Origin of the sequence: Nonomuraea sp. AD125B (assembly GCF_041402765.1) — a bacterium.
Classification (GTDB): domain Bacteria; phylum Actinomycetota; class Actinomycetes; order Streptosporangiales; family Streptosporangiaceae; genus Nonomuraea; species Nonomuraea bangladeshensis.
The window spans coordinates 194,082-211,988 of sequence record NZ_JBGLOU010000018.1; the positions used below are offsets into that span (position 1 = coordinate 194,082).

The following is a 17,907-nucleotide window of genomic DNA, read 5'->3' on the forward strand; positions in this document are numbered from 1 at the left end:
GACGGGGGGTCACGAGGGGACGGTGGAGCCGAACACCTCCTCACGCACGGTGTCGAGGGCCAGGTCGAGCGCGCCGGCGAGCACCGGGTTGCCCTCGACGCTCGACAGCCGCACGCGGGGCCGGGGGATGGTCAGGGCGTGCAGCTCGTGCTCGACGAGCTCGCGCAGCGTCTCGCCGCCCGACAGCACGACGCCGCCGGTCAGCACGATGAGCCCGGGATCGACGACCGAGGTGACGGCGGCCAGGCCGACCGCCAGCCGGGCGGCGATGTCGCGCAGCCCGGCCCGCGCGTCGTCGGCCCGCTGCCCGGCGCCGTCCGCGAGACGTACGGCGTTCGCGACGGCCTGGCGGAAGTCGGCGCCGCGCACGCCGTACGAGCGCAGCAGCTTCAGCACCGCGGGCCCGCCGGTGAGCGCCTGGTAGCCGTGGTTGGCGTAGCGGCCGGCCTCGCGCGCGGTCGGCGCGCCCGGCGTCGGCATGTAGCCCACCTCGCCCGCGCCGCCGGTCGCGCCCCGGTGCATGCGGCCGCCGAGCACGATCGCCGAGCCGATGCCCTCGTCGGCCCACAGCAGCACGAAGTCCCGGCTGTCGCGGGCCGCGCCGTGCGCCTGCTCGGCGAGCGCGACGAGGTTGACGTTGTTCTCGACGTCCACCGGCACGCCGAGGCCGGCCGACAGGGTGGGCACCAGGTCGGGGATCTGCCAGCCTGGCACGTCCTTGGCCGCGGCGTACCCCAGCCGGCCCGTCGCCGGGTCGATCGCGGCCTGCACGCCGATGACGACGCGGCGCAGCTTGTCCGGCGGGTTCGCGCCCGCCAGCGCCGCGCCCAGCCGCTCCACCAGCTCTCCGGCCGGGCGGCGGCGGGTCGTGGGCAGCGTGTGCTCGCCGACGACGGTCCCGGTGATGTCGGCGATCCGCGCCTCGATGCGGTCGGGGGTGACGTCGAGCGCTCCCGCGTACGCCGCCGCCGGGTTGATCCGGTAGACCTCGGCCGTCCGCCCCGGCAGGCCCTCCCGCACGCCGTCCAGGACCACCAGCCCGGCCTCCTGGAGCCGGGCGAGGAGCTGCGAGGCCGTGGGCTTGGACAGGCCGGTCAGCGCGCCGATCTCGGGACGGGTGAGCGGTCCCCGGTCGAGGAGTGCCCGCAGGGCCGCGCGGTCGTTGATGGCGCGTAGCAGACTGGGGGTCCCCGGAACCGGACCGTCCACGGCGTCTCCTTCGTCAGGAGTTAGGAAACTTTCCTAACTCACGAGGAACATAAGGAGGCCGGGCGGGAACGGTCAAGAGGCGATACGAAGCCGTAACGGAGAGAGGAGAGGGAAGGAAAACCGAGCAGAGTGCCGCGACCGGCATGCTAATGTCGTCGTTTGTCGTAACAACATGCAGAATGGCCCGGAGTGTCCCATTAACCACATTAATGGTCAGGCGGCAACGCGTCAAACGGAGCTCGCCAAGGAGCAGGAGTACGTCACCGCGCTCTACGACCGGCTCGACGCCCTGCGCGAGCGCACCCAGCGGCAGCTGAAGGAGGTGCTGGCCACGGGCGCCGTCGGCACGATGCAGAACAGGTCGGAGCGCGACACGTTCGCCGAGATGTACGCCACCAGGCTGGCCCGGCTGTGGGCGGTCGAGCGCGGCCTGGTCTTCGGCCGGCTGGACCACCAGGAGGAGGGCCGGCTCTACATCGGCAAGCTCGGCCTCACCGACGACGACCAGCGGCGCCTGCTCATCGACTGGCGCGCCCCCGTCGCGCAGCCCTTCTACCGCGCCACCCCGGCCGCCCCCATGGGCGTCACCCGGCGCCGCCACCTGCAGACCAGGGGCCGCGCGGTGATCGGCGTCGACGACGACCTGCTCGACCTCGGCGCGCTCAGCGACGACGACCGCGCCACGCTCAACGGCGAGGCCGCGCTGCTGGCCGCGCTCGACGAGCGGCGCACCGGCCGCATGCGCGACATCGTCGCGACCATCCAGGCCGAGCAGGACCGGGTCATCCGCGGCGACCTGAACGGCGTCCTCGTCGTCCAGGGCGGCCCCGGCACCGGCAAGACCGTCGTGGCGCTGCACCGGGCCGCCTACCTGCTCTACACCCACCGCCAGCGGCTGGAGCGCCGCGGCGTGCTCATCCTCGGCCCCAACCTGACGTTCCTGCGCTACATCGAGCAGGTGCTGCCCTCGCTCGGCGAGACCGACGTGCTGCTGTCCACCGTCGGCGAGCTCTACCCCGGCGTGACCGCCACCGCCAGGGAGCGGCCCGAGGTCGCCGCGCTCAAGGGCGACCCGCGCATGGTCGAGGTCATCGCGAGGGCCGTGCGCGACCGGCAGAAGGTGCCGCGCAAGCCGGTCGAGATCGCCCTCGGCCGGATCACGCTCACCGTCGACCGGTCCATGCTGGACGCCGCCAGGAACAAGGCCGCCCGCTCGCGCCGGCCGCACAACCAGGCGCGGGCGGTGTTCGTCCGCTCGCTGCTGAACGCGCTCGCCCGCCAGCAGGCCCGCAAGATCGGCAAGGGGCTCATCGACGAGGACGAGCTGGCCGACCTGCGCGAGGAGCTGCGGACCGAGCCCGCGGTCAAGTCGGCGCTCAACCGGCTGTGGCCGTACCTGACGCCGCAGCGGCTGCTGCTCGGCCTCTACGGCTCGCCCGAGCGTCTCGGCTACGCCGCCGCGCACCTCACGCCCGCCGAGCGGGCGCTGCTGCGCCGCGAGGGCCCGGGGGCCGGCGAGTGGACCGAGTCGGACGTGCCGCTCCTCGACGAGGCCGCCGAACTGCTCGGCGACATCGACGAGCAGGTGCTGCGCGCCACCGCGATGCAGGCCGAGGAGGAACTGGCCGCGGCCCGCCGGGCCGAGGAGCACGAGCGCGAGGCGGAGCTCGCCTACGCCCGCGAGGTGCTGGAGCTGACCGGCCTGTCCGACGTCATGGAGGCCGAGCGGCTGGCCGAGCGCCAGCGCGGCGACGGCCCCTACCTCACCACCGCCGAGCGCGCCGCCGCCGACCGCACCTGGGCCTACGGGCACGTGATCGTGGACGAGGCGCAGGAGCTGTCGCCGATGGCCTGGCGGGCGCTGATGCGCCGCTGCCCCAGCCGGTCGATGACGATCGTCGGCGACATCGCGCAGACCGGCTCGGCCGCCGGGGCGCGGTCGTGGGGCGAGGTGCTCGACCCGTACGTGGCCGGGCGTTGGCGGCAGGAGCGGCTCACCGTCAACTACCGCACGCCGGTCGAGCTGATGGCCGTCGCCGCCGGCGTGCTCACCGCGATCGACCCGTCGCTGGAGGCGCCCACGTCGGTGCGCGAGAGCGGCGCCGAGCCGTGGGCCGCCCCGCTGGCCGCGCTGCCCGAGCTGGTCAAGGCCGAGGTCGGGGAGGGCGGCAAGGTCGCGGTCGTGGCGCCGGACGCGCTGCTCGACCGGCTCGGGGCCCAGGTCGCCGAAGCCGTGCCCGGCGCGGTCGTCGTCACGCCGGGCGCCGGCCGGGCCAGGGGAGCGGAGGCGCTGGACGCCCCCGTCGCGGTCATGGGGGTGGCGGACGCCAAGGGCCTGGAGTTCGACTCCGTCGTGGTGGCCGAGCCCGAGCTCATCGCGGCCCAGTCGCCACGGGGACTCAGCGACCTGTATGTTGCTCTCACGCGAGCGACGCAGCGGCTCGGCGTCGTCCACGAGCGGCCGCTTCCCGCGGCCCTGCGCGGGCTTCCGGCCAGGCCGGGAGCACCCTCCGATGGGCTTTGATCGGCTTTACGGCGGCCGTCCCGCATGTCCCACCTGCGGAAACTTGATGTTCCCGCTGATCGGGACACGGTTGACATCTGAGGTGGAGTCGGTAGTTTGCTGCGCAGTCCAGCACGGGACTTGGCCGGTTGGCCGTCTCTGACATCGTCGGATCCTGCGTCCGTGACGGAGCGTGACTTCGTCCACACAGCCAGGTGCAGGGCCGTCGGTCCGTCGAGTCGGGGCACCCCAACCGGGCGGGGGGTTGGACCCGGGACGGGTCCGGGAGCCCAGTAGACAACGGAATTCCGCGCTCGCCGCCGACGAGACGGGTCCGGTCCGAAGGGTTTCCGGGCCCTCTTCCCGCTCCCGTGCGCCGGACCTGCGAGTGCGCCGGGTGGTCCCGTCGGCCGCGGGATCACCCTGCCGCCATCCGTCGCACATCCTCCAAATCCCCTCGCGTGGGCGCGCGCTGGCATGAGCGCGGCCGCGGGGCGGTAGCGTTTTCGCGAGCAAGCAGGTGTTCGACGGTGGCTGAGGAGACCCGGAGTGGTTCAGGAACGCACGAGCCCGCGGCCCCCGACGGGCCCCGACCCCGCCGCCCCCACGTCGCCGGGCCCTGACCCTGACTCCCCTTGGTCGCCGGCCGCCGAGCCGGAGGGCTCCTCGGCCCAGGGCGAGGAGGAGCAACCCGTGTCCGAGACCCCGGCCGGCGAGGGGAGCGGCGGCTCCGGTCCGCTCGCCGGGCACCCCGGGAAGGGCGGCTCCGGTCCGCTCGCCGTCGAACCGGGGGACTCCGGCCGCCGGGCCGGGCCGGGCAGGAAGCTGCGGAGCCGGGAGCCGCGGGGGCGTCTGGCGGCCCGGGTGGGCGCGGCCGTGGCCGGTGGGCTGGGGCTGTTCGCCGCGTTCCCGCCGCTCGGCTGGTGGCCGCTCGCGTCCCTCGGTCTCGCGCTCGTCGTCGCCTCCCTGTACGGCGCCCGCCCGAGGCGCGCGGCCTGGGTGGGCGCGCTCGCCGCCGCGGTGTTCCTGTTCCCGACCCTCGCCTGGGTGCGGACCATCGGCGACGACGTCTGGGTCATGCTGGTCGCCACCGAGACCGTCTTCTACGCCGTCATGTCCGCCCTGGCCGCCCTGGTGTTCCGGCTGCGCGCCTGGCCCTTGTGGTTCGCCGGCCTGTGGGTGGCGATGGAGTGGGCGCGCAGCCTGGTGCCGATCGGCGGTTTCCCGTGGGCGCGGGCGGCTTTCAGTCAGGGCGAGTCGCTGTTCACCGAGTACGCCGCCCTCGGCGGCGCGCCCCTGGTGTCGTTCGCCGTGGCCCTGTGCGGGGCCCTGCTGGCCCATGCCGTCCTGGTCCGGCCTCCGGCGGCCCGCCCGTGGCTGCGGGCGGCTCCGGCGTTCCTGGCGCTGGCGGTGCCCCTGCTGACGATGGCCGTGCCGCGCCCCGGCGACGAGGGCCGCTCTATCAACGTCGGCATCGTGCAGGGCAACGTCCCCGGCCGCGGCATGTACGTCCTGGGCGACGAGCCCGCCGTCGTGCTGCGCAACCACGCCGACGAGACCAAGCGCCTGGCCCAGGCCGTCCGCGAGGGCAAGCTGCCCAAGCCCGACATCGTCGTCCTGCCGGAGAACTCCACCGACATCGACCCCTACCGGGACGAGACCGCCCGCCAGATCATCCAGGACTCGGTGCGCGACGTCGGCGTGCCCACGCTCGTCGGGGCCGTCGTGGCCATCGGCGACGACCGCCGCGCCACCCGCAGCATCACCTGGGACCCGGCCACCGGCCCCGGCGCCTACTACGACAAGCAGAATCTGGTGCCGTTCGGCGAGTACACCCCGTTCAAGGACCTCGTGCTGGCCCTGTGGGAGCGGGCGAGCCTGGTGGGCCGCCAGTCGGTCCCCGGCGACCGGCCGGGCGACCTGAAGCTCGGCCCGGTGACGATCGGCGCGGTCAACTGCTACGAGGTGGCCTACGACGCCACCGTGCGCGACACGGTCCGGGCCGGCGGCACGCCGATCGTCGTGCAGACCAACAACGCCAGCTACGCCCTGTCCAACCTGCCGCCGCAGCAGCTCGCCATGTCGCAGCTGCGCGCGGTCGAGCACAACCGGGCCGTCGTGACCGCCGCGACCACCGGGATCTCCGCGTTCGTCACGCCTGACGGTAAGGTCTCCTGGCAGACCCGCGAGCTGGTCGCGGACATGAACGTGGTGAAGGTGCCCGTACGCACCGGCGAGACGATCGCCACCAAGGTGGGCGCCTGGCCGGAGTGGGCGTTGATGGCGATGGGAGTCGCGGCGGCCGGGGTCGCCGCATGGCGGGGCAGGCGGCGAGCCGATGGGTGAGGGGCGACCGGACATGGAGACGCTCGGCAGGGTGCTCGTCGTCGTCCCGACCTACAACGAGCGCGACAACCTGCCCTCCATCGTCGAGCGCGTCCGGGCGGCCGTGCCCGAGGCGCACGTGCTCGTGGCCGACGACGACAGCCCCGACGGCACCGGCGAGGTCGCCGACGGGCTGGCCGCCGCCGACGAGCAGGTGCACGTCCTGCACCGGCCGGGCAAGCAGGGGCTCGGCGCGGCCTACATCGCCGGTTTCCGCTGGGGCCTGGAGCGCGGCTACGACGTGCTGGTGGAGATGGACGCCGACGGCTCGCACCAGCCGGAGGAGCTGCCGAGGCTGCTGGCCGCGCTGGGGGAGGGGGCGGACCTGGCGATCGGGTCGCGTTACGTCCCCGGCGGCCGGGTCGTCAACTGGCCGCAGCGGCGCGAGCTGCTGTCCAAGGGCGCCAACGTCTACACCCGCGTCATGCTGGGCCTGCCGGTGCGCGACGCGACCGCCGGTTTCCGCGCCTACCGCGCCGCCACCCTGGAGAAGGTCGGGCTGTCGGGCGTGGAGTCGCAGGGCTACTGCTTCCAGGTCGACCTCACCCTGCGCACCGCCCGCCACGGGCTGCGGGTGGTGGAGGTGCCGATCACGTTCGTGGAGCGCACGGCGGGGCAGAGCAAGATGAGCGGAAAGATCATGTCCGAGGCGCTGTGGCGGATCGGCCTGTGGGGCGTGACCGGCCTGCCGGGACGCCTGCGGCGGCGCGGCCAGTAACGCGTCCCCCGGCCAGGAACGTCCCGGGCCCGCCGGACGTTGTTCCTGACGTACGCGGTCCTGGCGTGCGCGTGCGGAATCGGAGATACGAACGATGCGGCTGCTGCTCCTCCTGAGCTTCCTGATCGTCCCCGTGCTGGAGATCTGGCTGCTCTTCCAGGTCGGGTCCGCGATCGGCGGGCCCGCGACCGTGGCCCTGCTCGTCGCCGGCGCCCTGCTCGGCTCCTGGATCATCCGCCGCGAGGGGCGGCGGGCCTGGCGGGCGCTGCAGGAGTCGCTGCGGTCGGGCCGGATGCCGGAGCGTGAGCTGGCCGACAGCGGTCTCGTGCTGACGGGCGGCGCGCTGCTGCTGATGCCGGGCTTCCTCACCGACCTCGCCGGTCTCGCCTTCGTGCTGCCGGTGACGCGGCCGGTGATGCGCCGCCTCGGGGTGTGGTTCTTCGAGCGGCGGATCAAGCGCCTGGCCGAGGCCTCCCCGTACGCCGGCATGTTCCCGCCGGGGCCGGGCGGGCCGGCGCCGCACGGCGGCCGGGTGGTCACCGGCGAGGTGATCAAAGAGGACGACGGCGATCAGGGCCACAGCGACCAGGGAGAGCCGCGAGGCGCGCTGGGACGCCCGCCGAGGGCCTGAGCGCACGAAGAAACCCCCGGGCCGGAAGGGCCCGGGGGTTTCACCGTGAGAGGATGTCAGGCGCTCTTGCGGCGCTGGGCCCGCAGGACCGCCAGCCGCTCGTTGAGCACCTCCTCAAGATCCTCGATGGACCGCCGTTCCAGGAGCATGTCCCAGTGTGTCCTCGGGGGCTTGGTCTTCTTCGACTCCGGCTGCTCGCCGTCCACCCGCACCGCAGTCACGCCGCACATGCGGCACTCCCACGTCGAGGGGATCTCGGCCTCGGCGGCAAGCGGAACATCGAAGCGATGGCCCTTCGGACAGGTGTAGGACACCTCCTGGCGCGGTGCCAGATCCGTGTTACGGTCGTTCTCGTAGCTGGTTGCCCCGAGCCGGGTGCCACGAAGCGCGCGCTCGCCCATGTCTCAATGCCTCCTACAGGGCCCCCATGCGTGGGGGGACTGTCTCCCACGGTGTCTAACGCTTGGTACCGTGATGGGATTCCCACCCTCGGGGAGATCCAATCGCGCTGAAGGGCTCGGGTTCTTCAGACGGCCGCGGGGACGGCGGCGCGCCGCCTCATGACGGCCAGCGCGAGCGCCGGCCACAGGGCGCCGGCCAGGATGAGCGCGCCGTGCGCGATCCGCAGCGAGTACGGCCCGAAGAACTGCGGGATGAACAGCGCGAACCCGAGCGCCAGCGGCACCGCGCTCCACCGGGGCGGCGCGGCCGAGCGCCACACCGCGACCGCCGCCAGCGCCGTGCCCACGCCGAGCAGCACGAGCCCCGCGGCGAACATGGTCACCGCGACCGGCCCGTAGCGGAACTCCTCGGCCAGCTCCATCAGCGCGGGCGTCCCGTCGCGCAGGGAGCGCCGGGCGATCACGTTGAGCCCGAAGTCCTCGGCCCCGTAGTACGGCAGCGTCAGGCCCGCGCCGATCCACGTCACCACTGCTGCGCGCAGCGACAGCCGGTCGCCGAGCACCTGGTGCAGGCCGAGCAGCGCGAGCGCGAGCAGGACGAAGCCGGCCATGGCCGCCGCGTGCCCGGCGACCCAGCCGGCGGAGGCCATCGCGGCGGCGTCGTCCGTGGCGGGGCGCAGCAGCGGGTAGAGCAGGAACAGCACGCCGGTCCCTGCGAAGGCGGCGGAGGTGAGACGGACGGGCATGCGGCGCTCCTTGATCGATGCAACGCTCTCTGGCGAGAGCAATGCTCTCGCAGAGCGATGGTATGCGTCAAGAGCACTGCTCTCGATTGTGGGCGCCGTACAGAAACGCTCGCCGGTCAGATCCGGGCCGGCACCTCGTTCCCCGCCGCGCGGATCGCCTTGGGCAGGTTCGTCAGCGCCAGCAGCACGAAGCCGACCACGAAGAAGATCACCATCGACACGATGGCGATGCGGTAGCTGTTGGTGAGCTGCAGCGCGACGGTGACCGTCAGCGAGCCGATGAACGCCGACCCCTTGTCGCTGATCTGCAGCAGGCTGAAGTACTCGGCCTCCCGTCCCTTCGGGATGACCTGCGAGAACAGCGAGCGCGACAGCGCCTGCGTGCCGCCCAGCACGATCGCGATCGCGAACGCCATCAGGTAGAACTGCAGCGCCTCGCCCTCGCGGACGAACACCGCCGTCGCCACGATCGCCGTCCACAGCACCAGGCTCGCCAGCACCGTCCGCTTGGTGCCGATGCGCCGTGCCAGCGCTCCCAGCGCCAGCGCTCCGAAGAACGCCACGAACTGCACCATCAGGATCGCGGTGATCTGCACGGTCTTGTCCAGCTTCAGCGCCTCGGAGGCAAAGGCCGCGCTGTTGCCGATCACGGTCTGCACGCCGTCGTTGTAGACCAGGTACGCCACCAGGAACAGCAGCGTCAGCGGGTAGCGGCGCAGCTCGGACAGGGTCCGGCCGAGCTGGCGGAAGCTCCCGCCGACCGAGCGCAGCGCCGTCGTCTCGTGCGCGGGCACCGGCCGGTTGCGCAGCCGCAGCAGCGGCACGACGGTGAACGTCGCCCACCACAGCCCCGCCGAGGCCATGCAGATCCGCACCGACTCGCCCTCGGTCAGCCCCAGGCTCTCGTGCTGCAGGTACAGCACCAGGTTGAGCGCCAGCAGCAGCCCGCCGCCCAGGTAGCCGATGGCCCACCCGCGCGAGGACACCCCGTCGCGCTCCTCGGGCGTGGAGATCTGCGGCAGGAACGAGTCGTAGACCACGATCGAGCAGCCGTAGGCCAGGTTGGCCAGCACGAACAGCACGCCGCCCAGCATGTAGCGGTCGCCGTCGACGAAGAACAGGCCCATCGCGGCCAGCGCGCCGACGTAGGCGAACCCGCCGAGCAGCTCCCGCTTGCGGCCGGTGTGGTCGGCGAGGGCGCCCGCGATCGGCAGCAGCACGATCTGCAGGAACACCGCGACCGTCGTGATCAGGCCGAAGAAGGCGGCCGGCCGGATGTCGGCGCCGAGGACGTCCACGTAGCCGAGGCCGGGGTTGGCCGCGATCAGGGTGTCGAAGTCGGCCGAGCACCGCTCGGCCGGCACGCCGGGGAAGTCCTGGGCGCAGGCCGCGCTTCGCGCCACCGGGATCAGGTAGGGGCCGAGGAAAACCGAGATGACCGTGGTGTAGAAGGCGGAGTTCGCCCAGTCGTAGAAGTACCAGCCGCGCTGCTCGCGCCGGCGCGCTGCGGGGGATTCGTCCAGTTCCGCGGGGGGTGCGGGTACGGGCATGATGTCGTGTCGCTCCTAGAGGGCCGGACCACTGGCCGGGGGGTCGTGAGGGTTGCCGGGCGCGGCTAGGCCGCGAGGCTGCCCGGATGCCACTGGCCGCGCCGCGTGAGCACCTCGCGCAGTCCGGTGACGTTGTCGGTCATGATGCCGTCCACACCGAGGTCGAGCAGCTGCTCCATGCGGGCGGGGTCGTTGACGGTCCATACGTGCACCTGCATGCCGATGGCGTGCGCGGTGCGGATCAGGCGGCTTGTGGTGACGCGCAGCCCGCGGAAGCCTATGGGCACCTGGGCGCAGGGGACGCCCGCGCGCGACAGGCGGGTCAGCAGCCGGCCGTAGCCCGAGGTCGCGGCGGCGGCGCGCAGGGCGGCCACGCCGCGCGGCCCGAGCGCGGAGCACACGTCGCGGCCCAGCGCCGCCTTGGCCAGCACCAGCCGCTCGTCGGAGAAGGAGGTCAGGCAGACGCGGTCGTAGGCGTTGGTGCGCCGCACCGCCTCGGCCAGCGGGGCGATCGCGGCCGCCTCCTTGACGTCGATGTTGAAGCGCGCCTCCGGCCAGGTGCCGAGCAGGTCCTCCAGCAGGGGGATCTCGTGGACGCCCGCGATGCGGGCCCGCCTGACCGCCCGGTAGGGCAGCTCGGAGATGCGCCCCCGCTGGTCGGTGACGCGGTCCAGCGTGTGGTCGTGGAAGGCCAGCAGCACGCCGTCCGCCGTCGCGTGCGCGTCGGTCTCGAGGTAGGTGTAACCGAGCCCGACCGCCCGCTCGAAGGCGGCCACGGAGTTCTCGGCGCCCTCCGCCGCGCCACCCCGGTGGGCGAAGGCGAGCGGGCCGGGATGGTCGAGGAAGGCGTATCGACGGCTCAGCACGTCCAGAAGTATGCCCTTTCGGGATGAACGCTGAGGTTACGAATCGGCGAGATTCTGCCACTCCTGGCGGCGGGCCTCGGACAGCGCGATGGCGGCGGCCACCGCCACGTTGAACGAGCCCACCCGCCCCACCTGGGGGATGTAGCAGGCGCCGTCGACGGCGTCGAGCAGGGCGGGGGAGCAGCCGTGGTCCTCGCTGCCGACCACCAGGCACACGTCCCGGTCGAGGTTCGCCCGGTGCAGCGGCGCCGCCTCGGCGGTCAGCTCGATGGCCAGCACGGTGTAGCCGGCCTCCCTGGCGGCCTTGACGGCCTCGGTGGCGGGCACCGGCTCGTGCCAGGTGACCAGGCGCTCGGTGCCGAGCGCGGTCTTGCCCGCCTTGGGGTTGGTGGGCGGGGTGGCGTTGCCGGCCAGCCAGAGCTCGTCGACGCCGAACGCGGCCGCGCTGCGGAAGATGGAGCCGACGTTGAACGGGCCGGTGACCGACTCCAGGATCAGCCCCAGCCGGTTGCCGGTGTTTCTGCGCCAGGTGCGGTTGAGCCGCTTGACGTCGGTGGGGCGCAGCTGCCTTCTCATCGGGTCACCTTCAGTATGCGGTAGGCGGCCCGGCTGGCCTCGCGGGAGGCGTGCCAGCCCTGCTCGCCGAGCCAGCGCTGCAGGGAGTCCGAGCCGAGGTGTTTCTGGACGACCAGGTAGGCCACGCCGTCGGGCGTCAGCCGGGTGAGCCACCTGGTGAGCATGTCGTGCAGGGCCTGCTTGCCGATGCGGATGGCGGGGTTGGACCAGATCGCCCGGAAGCGGACGTCGTCCGGAACCTCGTCCACATGCACCGACCTTACTTTGTCAAGGCGCGCGGCCCGGGCGTTACGGCCGGTCAGCTCGACGCTGCGGCGGTTGACGTCCACGGCCCACACGGTGGCCCGGGGCGCGCGGGAGGCCAGGGTCAGCGCGATCGGCCCGTAGCCGCAGCCCAGGTCGAGCAGGTCGCCCTCCTGGGGCGGCGGCGGGACGCTCTCCAGCAGCACCCGCGTGCCCACGTCGACCCGCTCCGGGGAGAACACGCCGCTGTCGGTCTCCAGCCGCAGGTGCAGGTCGGGCAGGACGAGGTCGACCGTGCCCGGCCGGCCGGCGGCGGTCGGCCGCTCGGAGAAGTAGTGGGCCACGTGGTGAAACGTTACGGGATGCGGGTACCGAACATGACCGCCGCGCCCGCCACCAGCAGCCCGGCCAGGATCGCGGCCACGATGAACCACTGGGTGATCTCCTGGTTGACCAGCTTGTAGCCGAGCGAGGTGCCGATCTGCTCGTAGACGTCGCGCAGTTCGGCGCCGGACTCGGCGGTGTAGGCGCGGCCGGAGGTGCCGTCGGACAGCGACTGGAGGGTCTGCTTGTTGACGGGGACGTTCACCGGGCGGCCGTCGATGTCGACGGTGCCCTCCTGGGTGCCGTACGCGATGGTGGAGACCGGCACGTGGGCCTGCTGGGCGGCCTCGATGGCCTCGTTGACCGAGCGGCCCGAGGTGTTGTCGCCGTCGGAGAGCAGGACGATGGCGGCGGGCGGCGGGTCGGTGGCAGCCTGCTGGTCGAAGGAGCGCAGCGAGTCGAGGGCGTTGAAGACGGCCTCGCCGATGGCGGTGCCCGGCCGGGTGGTGAGGGTGCCGATGCCGGTGACGACGGCCTGGTGGTCGGTGGTGGGGGAGATGACGACGTTGGCCGAGCGGGCGAAGGAGACGACGCCGACGTTGAAGCGGTCGGGCAGCTCGCGGGCGAAGTTCTGGGCGGCGGCCTTGGCGGCGGCGATGCGGGTGGGCTGGACGTCGTCGGCGTCCATGGACAGCGACACGTCGAGGGCGATCATGATGGTGGCGCGGTCGCGGGGGACGCGGACCTGGTCGGCGGGTTTGGCGGCGCCGATGACCAGCAGGGACATCATGACGAGGAAGAGCGCGGGGGCGACGTGGCGGCGCCAGCCGGGGCCGGCGGGGGCGACGAGGTCGAGCAGGGCGAGGTTGGTGAAGCGCACGGTGTAGCGGCGGCGGGCGAACATGGCCGCGACGTAGCCGGCCACCAGCAGCGCCACGAGGACGAACAGCCACAGCCAGGCGGGGGCGAGGAACGTCATGTCACCTTCCCGTGGGCCCGGCGAGCCACGTGGCTCATGCGCCGCTGGCGCAGGACGAACTGCGCGACGTCGAAGACCCAGTCGCGGTCGGTGCGCAGCACGAGGTGGGCGATACCGGCCCGGCGCAGTGCCCGGCGGGTGCCCTCGCGCTGCAACTCCGCGGCTTCCGCGTAGGCTTGGCGGACTTTGGGCGTCAGGTGCACTTCGCGTACTTTCCCGGTCTCGGGGTCGGTGAACGCGACCCGGCCGACGTCGGGCAGTTCGAGCTCGCGGGGGTCGATGACCTCGACGGCGAGGACCTGGTGGCGGGCGGCGAGCCGTCTGACGGGGCGCTCCCAGGGGCGTTCGGCGTCGGGGTCGAGCTCGGGGCGGGCGTCGAGGAAGTCGGAGACGATCAGCCGCATGCCGCGCCGGCGGCGCGTCGCGGCCAGCACCTCGATGCCCTCGGCGAGGTCGGGCGGGTCGGGCACGGCCGCGCCGCGCGGGGCGTCCATGAGGGAGTGCAGGAGGCCGTAGAGCGCGGGGCGGCCGGTGCGGGCGGGCATGCGGTGGATGAACTCGTCGTGCATGACGAGCGCGCCGAACCGGTCGCCGAGGCGGCTGGACAGGAACCCGATCGCGCCGACGGCGGAGATCACCAGGTCGCGCTTGTCGGTGCCGGCGGTGCCGAAGTCCATGCTGGGGGACAGGTCGGCGAGCGCCCAGGTCTCCAGCTCGCGGTCGGCGATGAGGTCGCGGACGTGGGGGACGGTGGTGCGGGCGGTGACGTTCCAGTCCATGCGGCGCACGTCGTCCTCGCCGGGGACGTAGACGCGGCTGTCGCCCGCCTCGCTGCCGGCGCCGGGCAGCAGGCCCTGGTGGGCGCCGTGGAGCAGCCCGTCGAGCCGCCGGGTGACGGTGAGCTCCAGCCTGCGCAGCGCCTGCTCGGCGGTCGAGGCGCTCAACGGTTCTGGTTCCAGACGACGAGGGGCGGGGGGACGGCGTGCAGGATCTGCTTGACGACCTGTTCGGGGTCCACGCCGTCGGCCAGGGCGTCGAAGGTGAGCATGAGACGGTGGGCCATGACGTCCACGGCGACGTCGCGCACGTCGTCGGGCAGCAGGTAGTCGCGCCCGCGCAGCAGGGCCATGGCGCGGCCGGCGGCCACCAGGCCGAGGGTGGCGCGGGGGCTGACGCCGATCTCGATGGTGTCGGCGAGGTCGGCCAGGCCGTACTCGGCGGGGGAGCGGGTGGACATGACCAGGCGCACCACGTAGTCGGCGACGAGCTGGTGGACCGAGACCTCCTCGGCGGCCTGCTGGAGGGCGAGGAGCCGGTCGGGTTCGAGCACCCGCTCGGGGACGGGCGGGGTGACGCTCATCCGCTGCAGGATCTCCAGCTCCTCGTGGGCGGTGGGGTGGGGGACGCGGACCCGGAAGAGGAACCGGTCGCGCTGCACCTCGGGCAGCGGGTAGACGCCCTCGGACTCGATCGGGTTCTGGGTGGCGAGCACGATGAACGGCCTGGGCAGCGGGTGAGTGACGCCGGCCAGCGTGACCTGCCGTTCGGCCATGACCTCCAGCAGGGCGGACTGGACCTTGGCGGGGGCGCGGTTGATCTCGTCGGCGAGCAGGAAGTTGACGAACACGGGGCCGAGCTCGACGTCGAACTTCTCGTTCGACGGGTGGAAGACGCGGGTGCCGATGATGTCGCTCGGCACGAGGTCGGGGGTGAACTGGATCCGGGCGAACGTGCCGCCCACGACGGTGGCGAGGGTGGAGGCGGCGAGGGTCTTGGCGACGCCCGGCACCCCTTCCAGGAGGCAGTGACCGCGCGCGAGCAGGGCCACGATGAGTCTCTCGACCAAGTGCTCCTGTCCGACGATGACCCGCCGGACCTCGTCGAGGCTCTGACGCAGCAGGGCCGCGTCGGATCCGCCTGGCAACTCTTCGGCGACGCTCATGACGCCATTCCACCAAACGCGCCGCAAACGTGCACGACGCCACGTCTGTGCTTTCATGGCAAACGTGGCAAGTCCGCTGCAGTACGGCGATCCGCCCCGGCTGGGGCCGTTCGTGGTGCAGGCGCGCCTGCACCAGGCGCCGGCCGGTTTCGTCTACCTCGGCCAGGCGTCCGACGGGCGCGCGGTGTCGCTGGCCGTGCTGACGCGGGGCGCCGCGTTCGACGCCGCGGCGCGCGAGCGGTTCATCACCGCGATCAGGGGAGCCGGGGCCGAGCGGGCGGGCCGGCGTCCCTGGTTCGGCTGGGCGGGGCGGCAGCGGACGGCCGTGCTGGACGGCGCACCCGAGGTGCTGGACAGCGAGCTGAGCAGCGCGCCGTGGGTGGCGGTGCCGTACGTGCCGGGGCGGCCGGGCGCGGAGTGGTTCCTGCAGCCGGTGATGGTGGGCGGGACGCTCATCGGGCAGGCGCACGGGCCGGACTTCGTGCCGCACTGGCTGACCGACCGCGCGCCCGCGCTGCCGGGGCCGGTGACGCGGCGCCGCCCGCTGACCGAGACGCGACGGCGGGTGCTGATGGCGGCCCTGGCGCTGGCGCTGCTGCTGGCCCTGGTGACGGCGATGCTGCTGCTCCTGGTGCTCGGGCGCAGCGACAGCGAGCCGCAGCCGCGGCAGCTGCCGCCGACGGTGTTCGTGCCGACGCCGCCGCCCGTGCCGGAGACCACCGAGCCGCGGCCCTCGCCGTCGCTGTCGCCGTCGCCGTCGCAGAGCGGGCCGCTCACGCCGGGCAGGTCGCCGGGCGACGACAACGGCGAGGGGTCCCCGCTCTGAGGCGTCTTAAGACGTTGACCCTCACGTGACGTGAGGTTCTAGCGTCCTCGTCATGGAGTTCATCGTGCACGACACCCTGACGACGATGGCCGCCCTGCTGCGGCGGCCCCTGGACGAGCGGCCGGCCGCGGTGGCCGACATGCTCACGCCGATGCGCGCGGCGATCCCGATGCCGGGCGACATCGTGGACATCCACCACCAGGCGGGCGGCTTCCGCGTCGACGCCGACGACCCGCGCTACCTGCCCGCCGTCGAGCGGATGATCGAGGCCGACGTGCTCGGCCAGGTGCGGCGGGAGCTGGAGCGCGCCTCCGAGCGGCTGAGCGGCGCCGTGCAGGCCGAGTCGCTGCAGGTCATGCTCGTGCTCGGCGACCCGGAGAACGAGAACCTGATGGGGCGCTCCGGCGGCTACTACGGCATGGGCGGCTCGCCCGGCTGGCTGTTCCTGCTGGCCTGGCCGGACGAGGAGGTGATCGGGCGGATCGCGCACTGCGCGGTGCACGAGTTCCACCACAACGTGCGCTTCATGAACGTGGAGTGGAACCCGGTGACGGTGACCGTGGGGGAGCACGTGGTCGCGGAGGGGCTGGCCGAGGCGTTCGTACGGGAGCTGTCCGGGCCGGAGGCGATGGGGCCCTGGTCGAAGAAGGTGACGGGGGAGGAGTTCGACCGGGCGTACGAGCTGATCATGAAGGACTTCGACCTGCAGGGGATGCGGCACACGCCGGCGTACGTGCTGGGCGACGGCGCGATGCGCGACTTCGGCGGGGAGCCGCGCGGCGTTCCCGACATGGCCGGCTACGCGGTGGGGCTGCGGCTGGTGGACCGCGCGCTGGAGGCCACGGGGCTGACGGCCACGGAGGCGACCCTGCTCCCGGCCGCCGAGCTGATGCGGCGCGGCGGCGTGCGCTGACGGGCGTTTCCCTGGGCCCTTTGCACATGGGCGAAAGAATGTCGAGCTGAATTCGCCGAGGGGGGAATGCGCTTTTAGAGAAATGCGCCGCAAGCGAAAACTCGCCGTTGTTCGGGAAGGCCGGGACTAGCGTTTTCCGCAGCGATCAATCGCACCAGGAAGGCGACCCCCGTGACGGAGACCAAGCATGCGGCCTGGCCGGACCAGCTCGGCCGGCGGCTGCTCAAGGAGCGCATCGTCGTTCTCGTCCAGGAGGTCGACATCCAGGCCGATTCCGACCGCGACCGGTGGTTCACCGCGCAGGAAACCCTGGAGCACGGTTTCGTGGACCGCGTCGCCGAAGGGATGAACTGAAGATGAGCGGGCGTTACGTGTTGCCGTCGTTCACCGAGCGCACCTCCTACGGCGTCAAGGAGCTCAACCCGTACAACAAGCTGTTCGAGGACCGGGTGATCTTCCTCGGGGCGCCGATCGACGACACCGTGGCCAACGACGTGATGGCGCAGCTGCTGACGCTGGAGTCGATCGACCCCGACCAGGACATCAGCCTCTACATCAACTCGCCCGGCGGGTCGTTCACGGCGATGTCCGCGATCTACGACACGATGCAGTACGTCCGGCCGGAGATCCACACCGTCTGCATCGGCGAGGCGGCCTCGGCGGCGGCCGTGCTGCTCGCGGCCGGCTCGCCGGGCAAGCGGGCCGCGCTGCCGCACGCGCGGGTGCTGCTGCACGAGCCGCACACCGAGGGCGGGCGCGGTCAGGGCAGCGACCTGGAGATCCACGCCAGGGAGATCCTGCGGATGCGCGACCAGCAGGAGGAGATCCTGGCCCGGCACACGGGGCGGTCGCCGCTGGAGATCCGCAAGGACATCGAGCGTGACCGGATCTTCACGGCCGAGCAGGCGCGGACCTACGGGCTGGTGGACGACATCCACGCCTCCAGGAAGCGGGTCCTCGCCCCCACCCGCTGATCTCCGGTCACCCCCAAGGCGGCGCGCCCCCACGGCGCGCCGCCTTCGTCGTTTCCAGAGCCCTCCGCAAGGGGGATAGCGTCATTTCTTTACTTGCGTTCGGGGGATTCCGTCAGTCAGC

The 17,907-nt window shown here is 72.8% G+C and carries 18 protein-coding genes; 8 read left to right on the top strand and 10 right to left on the bottom strand.

Going from position 1 to position 17,907, the window contains the following annotated elements; genetic code table 11:
- Nucleotides 1-9 precede the first annotated feature (9 nt).
- Nucleotides 10-1,209: an ROK family transcriptional regulator gene (locus tag ACBR40_RS38495; RefSeq protein WP_344206241.1), complete on the bottom strand. Its 1,200-nt coding sequence runs from the start codon at nt 1,207-1,209 to the stop codon at nt 10-12.
- A 172-nt stretch (nt 1,210-1,381) separates the two neighbouring features.
- Between ACBR40_RS38495 and ACBR40_RS38500 the strand changes: the two genes are divergently transcribed.
- The 4 genes from ACBR40_RS38500 to ACBR40_RS38515 all read left to right on the top strand — a co-directional run bounded on the left by ACBR40_RS38500 (nt 1,382) and on the right by ACBR40_RS38515 (nt 7,446).
- A complete protein-coding gene (locus ACBR40_RS38500; protein ID WP_371251887.1) occupies nt 1,382-3,733 on the top strand; it encodes an ATP-binding domain-containing protein in 2,352 nt (783 codons plus the stop codon).
- A 672-nt stretch (nt 3,734-4,405) separates the two neighbouring features.
- Nucleotides 4,406-6,058, top strand: coding sequence for an apolipoprotein N-acyltransferase (lnt, locus tag ACBR40_RS38505; RefSeq protein WP_344206244.1), 1,653 nt, complete (start codon nt 4,406-4,408; stop codon nt 6,056-6,058).
- Nucleotides 6,051-6,815 carry a polyprenol monophosphomannose synthase gene (locus ACBR40_RS38510; protein ID WP_371251888.1) on the top strand — a complete coding sequence of 255 codons (765 nt, stop codon included), beginning with the start codon at nt 6,051-6,053 and terminating at the stop codon, nt 6,813-6,815. The genes lnt and ACBR40_RS38510 overlap by 8 nt, the downstream gene beginning before the upstream one ends.
- 94 nt (nt 6,816-6,909) lie before the next feature.
- Nucleotides 6,910-7,446 (top strand): FxsA family protein, encoded by a 537-nt coding sequence (locus tag ACBR40_RS38515; RefSeq protein WP_371251889.1) that lies wholly within the window; start codon nt 6,910-6,912, stop codon nt 7,444-7,446.
- Between the two features lie 56 nt (nt 7,447-7,502).
- On the opposite strand, the gene ACBR40_RS38520 is transcribed toward ACBR40_RS38515, so the two are convergent.
- From ACBR40_RS38520 to ACBR40_RS38560, 9 genes are all read right to left on the bottom strand, one after another.
- Entirely contained in the window at nt 7,503-7,847 is a 345-nt protein-coding gene (locus ACBR40_RS38520; protein WP_091084968.1) for an RNA polymerase-binding protein RbpA, read from the bottom strand.
- Nucleotides 7,848-7,972: 125 nt separating this feature from the next.
- Nucleotides 7,973-8,593, bottom strand: coding sequence for a hypothetical protein (locus ACBR40_RS38525; RefSeq protein WP_371251890.1), 621 nt, complete (start codon nt 8,591-8,593; stop codon nt 7,973-7,975).
- A gap of 116 nt (nt 8,594-8,709) precedes the next feature.
- Nucleotides 8,710-10,143 carry an MFS transporter gene (locus ACBR40_RS38530; RefSeq protein ID WP_371251891.1) on the bottom strand — a complete coding sequence of 478 codons (1,434 nt, stop codon included), beginning with the start codon at nt 10,141-10,143 and terminating at the stop codon, nt 8,710-8,712.
- A gap of 65 nt (nt 10,144-10,208) precedes the next feature.
- Nucleotides 10,209-11,006, bottom strand: coding sequence for a glycerophosphodiester phosphodiesterase family protein (locus ACBR40_RS38535; protein WP_344206446.1), 798 nt, complete (start codon nt 11,004-11,006; stop codon nt 10,209-10,211).
- 39 nt (nt 11,007-11,045) lie between these two features.
- The gene (locus tag ACBR40_RS38540) at nt 11,046-11,585 is read right to left on the bottom strand and encodes a TrmH family RNA methyltransferase (protein ID WP_344206248.1); all 540 of its coding nucleotides are present in this window, start codon (nt 11,583-11,585) and stop codon (nt 11,046-11,048) included.
- Nucleotides 11,582-12,172 (bottom strand): methyltransferase, encoded by a 591-nt coding sequence (locus tag ACBR40_RS38545; protein WP_344206249.1) that lies wholly within the window; start codon nt 12,170-12,172, stop codon nt 11,582-11,584. Before ACBR40_RS38545 ends, ACBR40_RS38540 begins: the two co-directional genes overlap by 4 nt.
- Nucleotides 12,173-12,183: 11 nt before the next feature.
- Entirely contained in the window at nt 12,184-13,131 is a 948-nt protein-coding gene (locus tag ACBR40_RS38550; protein ID WP_344206251.1) for a VWA domain-containing protein, read from the bottom strand.
- Nucleotides 13,128-14,075 carry a DUF58 domain-containing protein gene (locus tag ACBR40_RS38555; RefSeq protein ID WP_329578357.1) on the bottom strand — a complete coding sequence of 316 codons (948 nt, stop codon included), beginning with the start codon at nt 14,073-14,075 and terminating at the stop codon, nt 13,128-13,130. The genes ACBR40_RS38550 and ACBR40_RS38555 overlap by 4 nt, the downstream gene beginning before the upstream one ends.
- Nucleotides 14,072-15,073, bottom strand: coding sequence for an AAA family ATPase (locus ACBR40_RS38560; RefSeq protein ID WP_371251892.1), 1,002 nt, complete (start codon nt 15,071-15,073; stop codon nt 14,072-14,074). The genes ACBR40_RS38555 and ACBR40_RS38560 overlap by 4 nt, the downstream gene beginning before the upstream one ends.
- Before the next feature lie 55 nt (nt 15,074-15,128).
- Between ACBR40_RS38560 and ACBR40_RS38565 the strand changes: the two genes are divergently transcribed.
- From ACBR40_RS38565 to ACBR40_RS38580, 4 genes are all read left to right on the top strand, one after another.
- Nucleotides 15,129-15,899, top strand: a complete 771-nt coding sequence (locus ACBR40_RS38565) for a hypothetical protein (protein WP_364456035.1) — start codon at nt 15,129-15,131, stop codon at nt 15,897-15,899.
- 52 nt (nt 15,900-15,951) lie between these two features.
- Nucleotides 15,952-16,812: a DUF2268 domain-containing protein gene (locus ACBR40_RS38570; protein ID WP_371251893.1), complete on the top strand. Its 861-nt coding sequence runs from the start codon at nt 15,952-15,954 to the stop codon at nt 16,810-16,812.
- Between the two features lie 171 nt (nt 16,813-16,983).
- Nucleotides 16,984-17,166 (top strand): ATP-dependent Clp protease proteolytic subunit, encoded by a 183-nt coding sequence (locus ACBR40_RS38575; protein ID WP_371251894.1) that lies wholly within the window; start codon nt 16,984-16,986, stop codon nt 17,164-17,166.
- 2 nt (nt 17,167-17,168) lie between these two features.
- Complete coding sequence (locus ACBR40_RS38580; protein WP_371251895.1) at nt 17,169-17,786, top strand: ATP-dependent Clp protease proteolytic subunit; 618 nt, start codon at nt 17,169-17,171, stop codon at nt 17,784-17,786.
- The last annotated feature ends 121 nt before the right edge of the window (nt 17,787-17,907 follow it).

Excerpts from the sequence above, each read along its gene's own strand:
- ACBR40_RS38520 (WP_091084968.1), bottom strand. The coding sequence starts at position 7,847 with ATGGGCGAGCGCGCGCTTCGTGGCACCCGGCTCGGGGCAACCAGCTAC.
- ACBR40_RS38530 (WP_371251891.1), bottom strand. The coding sequence starts at position 10,143 with ATGCCCGTACCCGCACCCCCCGCGGAACTGGACGAATCCCCCGCAGCG.
- ACBR40_RS38560 (WP_371251892.1), bottom strand. The coding sequence starts at position 15,073 with ATGAGCGTCGCCGAAGAGTTGCCAGGCGGATCCGACGCGGCCCTGCTG.
- ACBR40_RS38500 (WP_371251887.1), top strand. The coding sequence starts at position 1,382 with ATGCAGAATGGCCCGGAGTGTCCCATTAACCACATTAATGGTCAGGCG.
- ACBR40_RS38515 (WP_371251889.1), top strand. The coding sequence starts at position 6,910 with ATGCGGCTGCTGCTCCTCCTGAGCTTCCTGATCGTCCCCGTGCTGGAG.
- ACBR40_RS38580 (WP_371251895.1), top strand. The coding sequence starts at position 17,169 with ATGAGCGGGCGTTACGTGTTGCCGTCGTTCACCGAGCGCACCTCCTAC.
- ACBR40_RS38540 (WP_344206248.1), bottom strand. The coding sequence starts at position 11,585 with ATGAGAAGGCAGCTGCGCCCCACCGACGTCAAGCGGCTCAACCGCACC.
- ACBR40_RS38570 (WP_371251893.1), top strand. The coding sequence starts at position 15,952 with ATGGAGTTCATCGTGCACGACACCCTGACGACGATGGCCGCCCTGCTG.
- ACBR40_RS38565 (WP_364456035.1), top strand. The coding sequence starts at position 15,129 with ATGGCAAACGTGGCAAGTCCGCTGCAGTACGGCGATCCGCCCCGGCTG.
- ACBR40_RS38525 (WP_371251890.1), bottom strand. The coding sequence starts at position 8,593 with ATGCCCGTCCGTCTCACCTCCGCCGCCTTCGCAGGGACCGGCGTGCTG.
- ACBR40_RS38510 (WP_371251888.1), top strand. The coding sequence starts at position 6,051 with ATGGGTGAGGGGCGACCGGACATGGAGACGCTCGGCAGGGTGCTCGTC.
- ACBR40_RS38550 (WP_344206251.1), bottom strand. The coding sequence starts at position 13,131 with ATGACGTTCCTCGCCCCCGCCTGGCTGTGGCTGTTCGTCCTCGTGGCG.